This is a genomic window from Winogradskyella pelagia, assembly GCF_017581965.1.
Classification (GTDB): domain Bacteria; phylum Bacteroidota; class Bacteroidia; order Flavobacteriales; family Flavobacteriaceae; genus Winogradskyella; species Winogradskyella pelagia.
The window spans coordinates 411,139-423,085 of sequence record NZ_JAGEVF010000002.1; the positions used below are offsets into that span (position 1 = coordinate 411,139).

General features: G+C 36.0%; 10 protein-coding genes. 2 read left to right on the forward strand and 8 right to left on the reverse strand.

From position 1 onward, the window contains the following. Positions 1-104 precede the first annotated feature (104 nt). From J4050_RS04265 to J4050_RS04300, 8 genes are all read right to left on the reverse strand, one after another. Positions 105-1,319 (reverse strand): metallophosphoesterase, encoded by a 1,215-nt coding sequence (locus J4050_RS04265; protein WP_208152708.1) that lies wholly within the window; start codon positions 1,317-1,319, stop codon positions 105-107. A 7-nt stretch (positions 1,320-1,326) separates the two neighbouring features. Then, positions 1,327-1,923, reverse strand: coding sequence for a CDP-alcohol phosphatidyltransferase family protein (locus J4050_RS04270; protein WP_208152709.1), 597 nt, complete (start codon positions 1,921-1,923; stop codon positions 1,327-1,329). Between the two features lie 88 nt (positions 1,924-2,011). Next, entirely contained in the window at positions 2,012-2,200 is a 189-nt protein-coding gene (locus J4050_RS04275) for a YgaP family membrane protein (RefSeq protein WP_208152710.1), read from the reverse strand. A 10-nt stretch (positions 2,201-2,210) separates the two neighbouring features. Beyond that, positions 2,211-2,516, reverse strand: a complete 306-nt coding sequence (locus J4050_RS04280) for a hypothetical protein (RefSeq protein WP_208152711.1) — start codon at positions 2,514-2,516, stop codon at positions 2,211-2,213. 1 nt (position 2,517) lies between these two features. Further along, positions 2,518-5,721, reverse strand: coding sequence for an efflux RND transporter permease subunit (locus tag J4050_RS04285; RefSeq protein WP_208152712.1), 3,204 nt, complete (start codon positions 5,719-5,721; stop codon positions 2,518-2,520). A gap of 11 nt (positions 5,722-5,732) precedes the next feature. After that, the gene (locus tag J4050_RS04290) at positions 5,733-6,824 is read right to left on the reverse strand and encodes an efflux RND transporter periplasmic adaptor subunit (protein ID WP_208152713.1); all 1,092 of its coding nucleotides are present in this window, start codon (positions 6,822-6,824) and stop codon (positions 5,733-5,735) included. Position 6,825: 1 nt separating this feature from the next. Further along, complete coding sequence (locus tag J4050_RS04295) at positions 6,826-8,142, reverse strand: TolC family protein (RefSeq protein ID WP_208152714.1); 1,317 nt, start codon at positions 8,140-8,142, stop codon at positions 6,826-6,828. Positions 8,143-8,486: 344 nt separating this feature from the next. Further along, a complete protein-coding gene (locus J4050_RS04300) occupies positions 8,487-9,212 on the reverse strand; it encodes a peroxiredoxin (protein WP_208152715.1) in 726 nt (241 codons plus the stop codon). Between the two features lie 170 nt (positions 9,213-9,382). Here J4050_RS04300 and J4050_RS04305 point away from each other — a divergent pair, with 170 nt between their 5' ends. Together J4050_RS04305 and J4050_RS04310 are read left to right on the forward strand one after the other, a co-directional pair. Continuing rightward, complete coding sequence (locus tag J4050_RS04305) at positions 9,383-9,763, forward strand: hypothetical protein (protein ID WP_208152716.1); 381 nt, start codon at positions 9,383-9,385, stop codon at positions 9,761-9,763. Between the two features lie 61 nt (positions 9,764-9,824). Next, positions 9,825-11,927: a TonB-dependent receptor domain-containing protein gene (locus J4050_RS04310; protein WP_208152717.1), complete on the forward strand. Its 2,103-nt coding sequence runs from the start codon at positions 9,825-9,827 to the stop codon at positions 11,925-11,927. Positions 11,928-11,947: the final 20 nt, after the last annotated feature.

An 11,947-nucleotide genomic window follows, 5' to 3' on the forward strand; every position in this document is an offset into this window, starting at 1 on the left:
ATCATACATTGGTTTTACGTGCAAACTAATGTTCAAAGAGACTCGACTTTACCCCTAAGAACTGCAATTTAATGTTGTGTTTTTTTGGAGTAATAGTTGGCCCATTAATTAGTGAGCTCTAAGATGGTTATTTCTGGTCTCATCCCTAATCTACCTGGAAACCCCAGCCAACCTAGACCTCTATTGACATAAAGAAATTGATGCTCCTTGTTATAAAGTCCTGCCCAATGTTTAAACTTATATTTAATGGGGCTCCATTGCTTGCTTCCTATAGTTATACCAGCCTGCATACCATGTGTATGCCCAGATAATGTGAGTGCAATGTCTGTTTGCTTTACAACCTCAGCCTCCCAGTGATTAGGATCATGCGTGAGTAAAAGTTTAAAAGAATTAAGTTGAGTACCCTTTAATGCCTCTTTGAGATGACCATATTGTTTAAATGGTGGCAGACCCCAATTTTCAACACCTACTATAGCGAGTTGCTGCTTATTTTTTTCTATTAGCTCAGAAGTGTTCAGGAGTAGTTTAAAACCTATTCTAGGAAAGAAGTTTTTAATAGCTTCAAAATTTTCAGCTTTTTTAGTATCGGATTCCCATTGGCCATAGTCGCCATAATCATGATTACCCAAAACAGCATACTTGCCCATAGTTGCCTTTAGCTGTGAAAGCACGTTGTCCCATCCACGCAATTCCCAGGCATAGTTGTTTACTAAATCGCCTGTAAATACTATAATATCAGGGTTTTGTTTGTTAATCAGTGTTACAGCACGTTCTAAAATGTTATACCGATAATTAAAATTTCCTATATGCAAGTCTGAAATTTGAACAATTTTTAGATGGTTAAAAGCATTTGGTAGTGATTTAAACTTTAAATTTTTATGATGGATTTTGAATTTATAGACTGCATTTAAAACAGCATAAATAATAATAATGAAAGGTAATAGACCCGAAAATAGTCCAACTATTGGGATAATAATTAAGGATTCTTCATTTGAAAAAACAAAATTTGCGAAGTACAGTATAGAAATAACCACTACAAATATAAACTTTGGTATCAATGATGAAATTACAAGGCCGTAAAGTCTCGAAATAAACAAATGCTTGCGCATCGGATGGATTGCATTAAGCCTTAGTTTTAAGAGGATAATCCCTGTAACTAGTCCAAAGGTGAAAACCCAAAACACAATATTGATACTCCATTTCAAAAAATTACTGCCAAATAATTTTGTAATGGATTGTAACCAATAAAAGGCTGCAATATCAATTAAGATAATGGCTAGGCATAACAAAAGGATAGTAAAGAAGGAATAGCTTCTCATGAGTTATCTATTTGCTTTTAGAATTCTTTAGACGACGTTTATCTTTTGAAGCCATATAAATACCTTTAACATCAGAGATCCAATAATCATACATAAATATCAGAGTGATTTCTTCAATTGTTTCTAAGACTCCAATAATAATCATAATATAAAAAAGAGTAACTTCTGGTTCAAAGAATAAGGATGATAGAATAAAAACAGATTGTATTATAGCTGATAATTTAGCTAAATAGGTGTGAAAGGCAGTTGCTTTCCCATATTTGTAATAGGCAAGTAAAATTTGAATGATATATGGAATAAAAGCTATAAGAATTACCCATAAATAAGTTCTGATAAATGTGGTTTCAAAATAATATAAACCAACAAGCCCAATGATAAATGTGACTTGGTCGCCAAGTGAATCTAATTGTGAGCCTCTAGGGCTTGCAATTTTTAATTTGCGAGCCAAAAAGCCATCTATAGCATCAGTGCAATAACTTATTAATAACAGCCAACTAAACCATTCTCGGTACTCAAACCATAAGACGAGTAAAAGAAAGGGTGCTGCAAATAGTCTGTAGAACGAGAACCAGTCGGCAATGTTATAATTCTTAAATGTGAGCATAATAGGCCTATTTGAATAAAAATATGTGTAATTATATTTCCCTCAAATGACAACCGTCAGCCCAATAATTTACTTAGGTCACAGATACCTAGTTCTCCACCTTAAATACCTTTTCAAGGATAGTGTCCATAAGACACCATTTTGTTAATGAAGATTGGAGTAAGTTAGCGCCAACAAAGGCTGTAAACCATAACCAATTTATGTTCACATAGATGGCTAATAACAAGCTAATTAATATAAAAGTACCAGCGATACCCCTTACAATTCTATTTTTCATAATACGTTTTTTAAATATATTTTTCAATAGGTAATACAATCCCTCGTATGGGATTTGTAGTGGATTGTTTTGAATTAAATTCTGCAATAAGATGGAATAATCTCTCTATGTGTTCTTCTTCGGTAAATGAAAAGAACATTTGAGATTCATTTCCTCCTTTGATACTCGGAAACCAGCTAGAAGTGGTCAAAAAACTTGGTGTATTTTTATAGCCATCTATTTCCGAAGCACTAAAACTGTCTATTTCTGCAGTCTTAAAAAGTCTTAAGACATCATCTTGAAATTCTTCTACTGAGGTTACAATTACTAATTTCATATTACTTGTGGTTTTTTCGTTCTATCATATAATACACCAATGGTACAACCAATAGTGTTAAAACAGTTGAGACTATAGTGCCGCCCATTAAAGAAATAGCTAGACCTTGGAAAATCGGATCAAATAAAATAACAAATGCACCTATGACCACAGTCCCTGCAGTTAGGAGTATAGGTGTGGTTCTTACAGCACCTGCTTCAATAACAGCCTGCTTTAAGGGAATGCCATCAACAAGTCTCAAGTTTACAAAATCAATAAGCAATACTGAATTACGCACCATAATACCGGCGAGAGCTATCATTCCAATAAAGGATGTTGCTGTAAAAAAGGCATCAAGCAGCCAATGACCTAATACAATTCCAATTAAAGACAATGGAATTGCCACCATCATTACTATAGGAGCTTTAAAGTTTTGGAACCAGCCTACAATTAAAATATATATAATGATGATTACACCTAGAAAGGCAATGCCTAAATCCCTGAATACCTCTAGTGTAATCTGCCATTCTCCATCCCATTTAACTGTGTAGTCATCTTCAAACTTAGGTTGGTTTATATATAATTCATTCATAGAGTAGCCTTTGGGCAGGTCAATATCATTTAATTTTTCAGTCATTCCTAAAATAGCATATACAGGGCTTTCTAATTCGCCAGCCATATCTGCAAGAATGTAAACAACACGCTTTTGGTTCTTTCTATAAATACTTTTCGGTTTAGTATCTTTTTTAATCTCAACCAAATCAGTTATTGGTATAAGCGTACCTTGCTGTGATTTTACTTGGAGAGCGCTAATGCTTTCTGTAGTAGACTTTTCTGAACCCTCTAAAGCAAGTACGAGTCCCACTTGATTTGAAGCATCTTCATCGTACAAATGCGTTACAGCTCTGTTGGATAAGGCTAAATTTAATGTATGGGATATCTGTTGCGGTGTTATCCCATACAGCATGGCCTTTTCCTTGTTAATTACAAAATTGAACTCCGACTGGTCAGCTTCCACCATCCAATCAATATCTACAACATCTGGTGTGCGATGCAAAATAGTTTTTACTGAATCTGCAATACGAATTTGAGCCTCGTAATCTGGACCATAGACTTCTCCAACAATTGTAGATAGAACTGGTGGTCCTGGTGGGACTTCAACTATTTTTACGTTTGCGTTATATTTCTTTGCAATAGCTTGAATATCCGGACGTAGTAATTTGGCAATATCATGACTTTGAGCACTACGATCGTGTTTATCCGTAAGATTAACTTGGATATCAGCCATATTACTTCCGCCACGTAAATCATAGTGTCTTACTAAACCGTTAAAAGTTATGGGTGCTGAGGTACCTACATAGCTTTGGTAATTCACAACCTCTGGGCGTTGTGCCAAATATTGTCCGATTTCTTTTGTAACAACAGCAGTACGTTCTAAGGTAGTTCCCTCTGGCATATCAATTACCACTTGAAATTCGTTCTTATTGTCAAAAGGAAGCATTTTAACAGCGACCGACTTTGTAAAAAACAGACCTATAGAACCAATAAGTAATGCGAAAGTGATACCCAGAAAAGCCCAGCGCTTAGTTCTGTTTTCTATTAAAGGTGTTTCAAATTTCGAATACATCTTGTAAATAAAGGTATCTGCAATTCCTGTGGTTTCATCGTCTTCAATAGCATCTTCAGCTTTTTTGTCTTTCTCCCTTAAGAAAATATATCCTAGATAAGGCGTTATGGTTAAGGCTACGAAAAGTGAAAGTATCATAGCTATAGAAGCACCGATGGGCATCGGACTCATATAAGGACCCATTAATCCCGAAACAAAAGCCATTGGTAATACGGAAGCAATTACGGTAAACGTTGCTAAAATCGTAGGGTTGCCAACTTCATTTATGGCATATAGAGCCGCTTGTTTAAAAGGTAGACGTTTCATTTTAAAATGCCTATGCATATTTTCCGCAATGATAATGGAATCGTCAACCACAATCCCTGTCACGAATACTAAAGCAAATAAGGTAATTCTATTGAGCGTATAGTCTAATAAGTAGTAGCTTAAAAGCGTCAATGCAAAGGTTATTGGTACTGAGAGAAAAACCACCAATCCACCACGCCAACCCATAGCCAACATTACCACTATGGTAACTGCTATAATAGCTCCAATAAGGTGCATAAGAAGTTCCGAGACTTTCTGCGAAGCGGTTTCTCCGTAATTTCTGGTGATTTCAACATTAACATCATTCGGTATCAATGAGGTTCTGAGATGCTCAACCTTTTCAATAATAACATCCGAAATTTTCATTGCATCAGCACCTTTACGTTTTGCTACTGATATGGTAACGGCTGGATATTCAGATGGATGATTTTTAATTTTAGGACTCGCTGCACCAAATCCAAGACTTACATAGTCTTTTGGTATTTCAGGCCCATCTAATACAGTAGCCACCTGATTGAGGTATATGGGTTGATTTTGAAGTACACCTACTACGAGATTCTCAACATCTTTTCTTGTCTTTAAAAATTCGCCTGTTTTAACTAGGAACTCTTCATCGTTTCTATTAAAGCTACCAGCACCTAACTGCTGGTTATTTGCTTTTATCATTTCAACTACGGTCAGTACATCGAGACCGCTACTAGCTAACTTGTTTTTATCAATAGACACTCGTAGTTCTCTATTTCTGCCACCAATTTTATGGGTTTGAGCAACATCGTTAACTTTTTCGATTTCATTGGTGAGTTCTTGGGCAATTTGTTTTAATTGAAAATCATCGTAGGTTTCGCTCCAGAGCGTTAAACCTAGCATGGGTACATCATCAATTGCCCTAGATTTTACAAGTGGTAAGGTGACACCTTGTGGCATCTTGTCCATATGCTTGTTAATTTCGTTGTAGAGCTTAACTAACGAGCGTTCAATGTCTTCGCCAACATAAAACTGAATTATAACCATTCCTTGCTCTTGCATCGATGTAGAGTACACATATTCTACACCTTTGATATTAGAAAGGATTTTTTCGAGAGGTTTAATAACTCTCGACTCTACTTCTTTGGGACTTGCTCCTGGATAGCCAACAAAAATATCGGCCATTGGAACATCAATTTGAGGTTCCTCTTCTCGTGGAATGAGAAATGAACTGTATACTCCAATAATCATAAAGACAATCATTAAGAGTACGGTGAGCTTTGAGTTTATAAAGCCCTTGGCAATTTTTCCTGCTAAACCTTCCTTCATTTGTCTTGTATTTATTGAATTGTAAGTGTTGCGCCGTTATACAGCTTTTCTTGCGATGACATTATGTAGGTTTCACCTTCTTTTAATCCTGATAAAATTTCTACATTGTCACCAATAGTATTCCCAACACGTAACCACCTTAACACTGCTGTATTTTGTTGGCTTACGGTATAGATTCCTGTCAATTGCCCTCTGGTAATCAAAGCTTCTTTCGGTACCATAATGTTAGTGGGTATCACTGAATTAGTTGATGTTATTTTCGGAAATTGAACCGATGCGAACATTCCAGAGCGGATTGAATTGCTAGAATCAATAATTTCAATTGTTGTGAGATACTGTCCGCCAGATAAAGCAGATGATGAACTCACTTCCTTTATCTGACCTGTAAAAGTTGCTTCTATGGATGATACTAGGATGTCAACTTTCATTCCGGTTTTTACATCAGAGATAACACTTTCTGGTATTTTTGCGACCACTTCGAAGCTACTTGGGGATTCTACCAATAACAATGGCATCCCAGGATTAGCCAAAGTTCCAACTTCAACTAATTTAGAGGCTACCTTACCATTAAATGGGGCTCTAATATTGGTGTAGGCAAATTGTGCATCGACTTCATTTTTCATCTCTTCTGCAGCTTGAAGACGTGCTTTGGCCATATCGTAGCGAGCGGTCATATCATCCAATTCTTTTTGGGAGGCACTATTTTTATCAAAAAGTGACTTAAATCGTTCATAATCTTTCTTGGCATTTTTGAAAGCAGCAGTTGCTTCCAAAATTGCAGCATTAACCTGAGCTTTTTTTGCCTTTAAATCGTTACTATTAACGGAAAGTAATAATTGGCCCTTTGTGATGTTGTCCCCAACGTTTATATGGATTTTGTCCACATAGCCCATTGTTCTAGTGCTTAAAGTAGCACTGTTTGCCGACTGAATGGTTCCACTGACAATTAATGAATTCTGGTTGCCTTTAGAGGCTACCTTTGCCACAGTTACGGCAATAGGATCAGAGGTATTGACCACGGGAGTATTGCTTTGGTCATTACATCCAAAAATTAGAAGAATGACGCTTAAGCTTAGCAGTTGGTATATAGAGATTGTTTTCATTTTATAATGTTGTTAAATAGTTGAGATATGCTTTAGTTCTGTTATATTCATACACGGTTTGATAATACTCCAATTGTTTTTGAGCAAACAGAGCTTCTACTAGTAATAAGTCTGAAGTTTTTTCAAGGCCTTCTTTAAATCTATTGGTTCTAATTCTAAGGGCTTCTTCAGATTGTTGAAGGGCTAATTCTGTGAGTTCAACCTTGTTTTGAGCATCTTCTAGGAGTCGTTTGGTTTTATTTAATTCAAGTTGACTTTGAGACAGATATTGCTCATATTCTAATTTAGATTTCTCATAAGTAGCTCTTGATGTTTTGGATTTACCGAAGCGTTTAGTTCCGCTAAGAATATTCCACTTCAGTTCCGCTCCTATGAGGTAACCACTGGCTCCAAATTGAAATAGATTTTCGTCGAAAAGTTGATAATTACCAAAAGCATTTAGAGTAGGTAAGAAACTCATTTTATCTGAGTTGTAAATAGATTTCTGTGCTTCTGCTACTAAAGCCATGGCTTTGATATCAGCGCGTTCTTCGGAGAGTAGACTTTCTTCATTGCTAAGGGATACAACGTTGATTTGTAGACTATCCTTTGGCTTTAAAACAATATCAGATCTCTCGTTCATTAAAAAGGATAAGTAATTAGATGCGTTTTTAATATTGCTTTTAGCACTTTGAAGTTGATTTTTAAGTTCCGATACCCTTACTTCAACCTGAAGAACATCGGCACGTTGCAGTAATCCTTGATTATAACTGTCATTGGCAAGTTTAAAGTTAGCCTCGGCTGCTTGCAGTGCTCTCTCAAAAACTTCAACGGCCTTGTATGCTAACTGTAATTGCATGTAGGCCTTATTAACTTCAAACGCCATATAATCCTTAATACGGTTGGATTGCAAGGACATCGCTTCCATTTTGTTTTTGGCTGCTTTTCTTTGGTAGAATCCATCCATGTTTATTAAGGGTTGTTGAAACTCAAATGTGGTAGCAAAGTTTTGGGTCTGATCAGGGTTGTTTAATACATCCGGATTAAAGTCAGCCTGAGTGAGTATCTCTTGATTTAGCTTAGAACCAAATGCCATCAATGGATTTGTAGTTGCAAAGCCAGAGTGTGATACAGAAATATTGGGAAGAAAAACAGCATTGGTCTGTTTGTATTCACCTTTAGCTTCATTAAAAGCTTCAATTGAAATCTTAATGCTTCTATTATTCTCTAAGGTTTGATTTAAAATTTCCGACTTGGAGACCTCTTTTAATTCTTGAGCTTGGGCTAGAGTGAGAAGGCTAAAAAAACTAAATCCTAATTTATATAATATTCTTATCATTGTTTTTTTGTTTGAGTCAAAATTACATGCAGACCTCATAAGTTTTAGTAACCTTTGTTACCAATGAAAAAGGCACCCTATTAGAGAGTGCCTTTAACTACTAACCAAAAAAAAATCTAACTAATCATGTACTGGCTTATCGATTACCTTTACTTTATAAATAAGTATATATCAATGAATTTTATGCTTAATACCATGACTTGTTCATCATAAAGATATGAAGTACTTTTATTTCTCTCAGTTACATTTGTTACATAGAAAAAGAGCACCCATCGGATGCTCTTATCATGGAAACAGTTATTGCTCATACCATTATAACTGATTCACTTTAAATATAGTTAAGCTTAATTTTTAATAATTTCTTTAAGCACCATATCCTTATCTAGAGGTTTTGTGCAGAAAAACCAGTCTTCACATTCTAATTCATCAGTATTACTCATGCGCTCTTCTGCAACACCACAAGATCCGGCAGGAGAAATTATAACATCTTTTCCTGGTACCCAATCTGCAGGTGTGGCCACGTTAAATTTATCTGATGTTTGCATAGCTATTAGTGCTCTGTAAATTTCGTCAAAATTACGTCCTAGGCTTAAAGGGTAATATATTAGAGCTCTTACCGTACCTTCAGGGTCAATAAAGAATACGGCTCTTACCGCTTGGGTTTTATGCTCACCTGATTGAATCATGCCATACTTTTTAGCAACATTCATGATGATATCTTCAATTAGAGGAAACTTCACCTCTATATTTTCCATACCATTAAATTTAATCTTATCCTTAATCGTTCTTAACCATGCTATATGGCTGTAAAGACCATCTACAGATAGACCAACGAGTTTACAGTTAGCGTTATCAAATTTTTGTTCGAGATGTGCAAAAGTCATGAACTCCGATGTGCATACAGGTGTAAAATCGGCTGGATGGCTAAAAAGGATAACCCATTTTCCCTTATAATCTGATGGAAAATTGATTTCTCCTTGTGTGGTTATTGCTTTAAATTCTGGAGCTTTATCACCGATTCTTGGCATTGTAAAGTGCTGCTCTTGGTTATTGTTTTCTGTAGTTTCCATATAAGTATATGTTTTAAGTTGTTTGACAAAGTTAGCTTCAATAATTGCGTTAATGTGTAACCTATGTTACCCTCAAATATTCTATTAAAAAAGACCTTTGATAATAATTATTTGTGAGACTTATGATATAGATCGGCTTAACAGATAATGAGCTAAACTAAATACGCAGCATGAAGCTGATATCCTACATATTTTCAATAAGCTTTTCAGTTCTAATTTTAATGAACAGCTTCTGGGCATCTGTCAATTACCTTTATTATGAATTAGACCCCGTTGGCTTTATTGAAAAATTGTGCGAGAACATTGATAAACCCGAATTAGAATGTAATGGTAAGTGCCACTTGAAGAAAGTTGCTGAGTCACAAAATAAGAGTCACAAAACACCTGAAAACTTAATAGATTTTAAAGATTTACTCCTTTTTATCGAGATTCTTGTAAAGCCTGAGAACAAAAACATTTATTACACGAATAGAAGTTTATTAATAGGGTATGTAAATCTTTACACATTCAATGTCTTGAATGCTGTTTTCCACCCTCCAAGGTTTGTCTAGATATTTCCAAAACTTTGCAGCTTAGCTGCAGGAGTCAAATTTTCTAACAAAACCTATAAAAATGAAACATAAAATAAGTGCGCTATGCTGCGTACAGTTTTTGCTATTCTCTTATGGACAAGAACCAAATAAATCTCAAAAGGATAGTACAAAACAAGACTTGATTATATTAAATGAGGTCATTTTAAGTGGCCAAATTAAACGCGACCCCGTTTTTTCGGTAGTATCTCACAAGTATGCCAAAAAGGTGGTACAGCCAAAAAACGTCACTGACCTGTTCAATGATTTAAATGGATTTAACGTCATAAAGCGTGGCAATTATGCTATTGACCCAAGTTTTAGGGCGGCTCAATACGAACAGCTTAACGTGCAGTATGATGGTGGTACCAAAGCCTTACATGCTTGTCCGAATAGGATGGATCCTATTACAACGCATATTATACCTGAGGAAATAACCAAGATAGAAATCGTTAAAGGGCCTTATACAATGCGATATGGGCCAACTTTTGGTGGAATTGTGAATTTAGTTACCCAAAAACCGAATGCCTTTGCAAATGGTTTTAATGGTAAAATTTCATCTGGATATGAAACCAATGGTGATAATACGGTGAACTTAGTACAACTTGGTTATACTGAAGATACTTATGATGTGCTAGGAACTTTTGGTTATCGTGACTTCGGAAATTACGAAGATGGCGATGGTGTTGAGATTCCATCATCCTTTAGAAGTTTGGATTATGGCCTAAAGGTTGGCTACAATCTATCAGATAACGAACGTATACAAGCTCAATGGCGTCAGTCTTTTGGGCGCGATGTGCTGCATGCTGGATTGCCTATGGATACCGAGTATGATAATAGTTCCATAGCTTCTATAGACTACAAAAAGTCTATGGATAACAGTAGTATAAAAACCATAACGGGAAAGGTATATTACAGTTTTGTGGACCATCTTATGACTAATAAAAGAAGGCCATCCTTTATGATGACCGAAGCAAGTACTCCAGTGGAGGCTACAACAATAGGAGGTAAGTTTGAGCTCGAGTGGGAGACCAACGAAAAATTAACCCTCTTTTCTGGAGTTGATGCTATGCATATTGCACGAGATGGAACACGTACGCGTCTGGTAAAGGCCATGAATGGCAATCCTTTGCCAATGCCAATGACTTTTACAGATAAGGTTTGGCAAGATTCTTACATAACGGATCTTGGAGTGTTTACTGAGGCCAATTACCAATGGAATAACTCCACTGTATTTACGCTTGGAATGAGGTACGATCAAGTCATATCAGATATCAAAGATCCTGAAGACGATTTTGCTTTACTGTACGATTTAGACAAACGTACTGAGCATAACTTTAGCGGTACCTTATCGGTAAAAAAGCAGGTTTCCGACAATGTTGTATTGCAAGCAGCTTATGGTCGAGGTGTGAGGTCTGCCAATATGATTGAGCGTTTTATCAATCACTTTAATATCGGCCAAGATCCCTTTGAGTATATTGGTAATCCCAATTTGAAAGCCGAAGTAAATAACCAGTTTGAAATAGGATTTTTAGGTAAAGCACCATTACAAAATGGGCTTAACGCCTTAACCTATGAAACTTCATTCTATTATTCGTTCTTTGAGAATTACATTGTTGGAATTATTGATGAAACAAAGACACGCAAGTTTATGCCTATGGCCCAACCCCAAAATCCAAAAGTTTTTAGAAATCTAGATGAAGCCTATAAAACAGGATTTGAACTTATGGCCAAATTAGAGTTTTTGGACTATTATTATTTTAAAACTGAGTTGGCTTACGTCTATGCTAAGAACAAAGATCTAAACGAGTCTTTACCTTTGACGCCACCTTTGACAACGCGCTTGTCTATAGGATTGGAAAAGCCAAAGTTTTGGGCTAATGCCGTTTTTAATATCGTTTCTCAGCAAGATGAAATCGCACCGAGTTTTGGTGAAATAGTAACACCTGGTTATGAAACCTTAGATTTAAGATTCGGCGCAACCATTCTAAAGGATTTTACCTTAGGCCTAGCAGCGCTTAATGTCTTTGACGCGGCCTATAACAATCACCTTAATTTTTCTTTTGTGAATCAGAGTGAATTCGGGAGAACACCGATTACAGACCCTGGTAGAAATTTAGCGGTGTTCTTGCAATATCTGTTTTAATAAAATACAAAAAGAGAGCA

Coding starts and splice junctions, on each gene's coding strand:
- J4050_RS04280 (WP_208152711.1), bottom strand. CDS start 2,516: ATGAAATTAGTAATTGTAACCTCAGTAGAAGAATTTCAAGATGATGTC.
- J4050_RS04305 (WP_208152716.1), top strand. CDS start 9,383: ATGAAGCTGATATCCTACATATTTTCAATAAGCTTTTCAGTTCTAATT.
- J4050_RS04285 (WP_208152712.1), bottom strand. CDS start 5,721: ATGAAGGAAGGTTTAGCAGGAAAAATTGCCAAGGGCTTTATAAACTCA.
- J4050_RS04290 (WP_208152713.1), bottom strand. CDS start 6,824: ATGAAAACAATCTCTATATACCAACTGCTAAGCTTAAGCGTCATTCTT.
- J4050_RS04270 (WP_208152709.1), bottom strand. CDS start 1,923: ATGCTCACATTTAAGAATTATAACATTGCCGACTGGTTCTCGTTCTAC.
- J4050_RS04265 (WP_208152708.1), bottom strand. CDS start 1,319: ATGAGAAGCTATTCCTTCTTTACTATCCTTTTGTTATGCCTAGCCATT.
- J4050_RS04295 (WP_208152714.1), bottom strand. CDS start 8,142: ATGATAAGAATATTATATAAATTAGGATTTAGTTTTTTTAGCCTTCTC.
- J4050_RS04275 (WP_208152710.1), bottom strand. CDS start 2,200: ATGAAAAATAGAATTGTAAGGGGTATCGCTGGTACTTTTATATTAATT.
- J4050_RS04310 (WP_208152717.1), top strand. CDS start 9,825: ATGAAACATAAAATAAGTGCGCTATGCTGCGTACAGTTTTTGCTATTC.
- J4050_RS04300 (WP_208152715.1), bottom strand. CDS start 9,212: ATGGAAACTACAGAAAACAATAACCAAGAGCAGCACTTTACAATGCCA.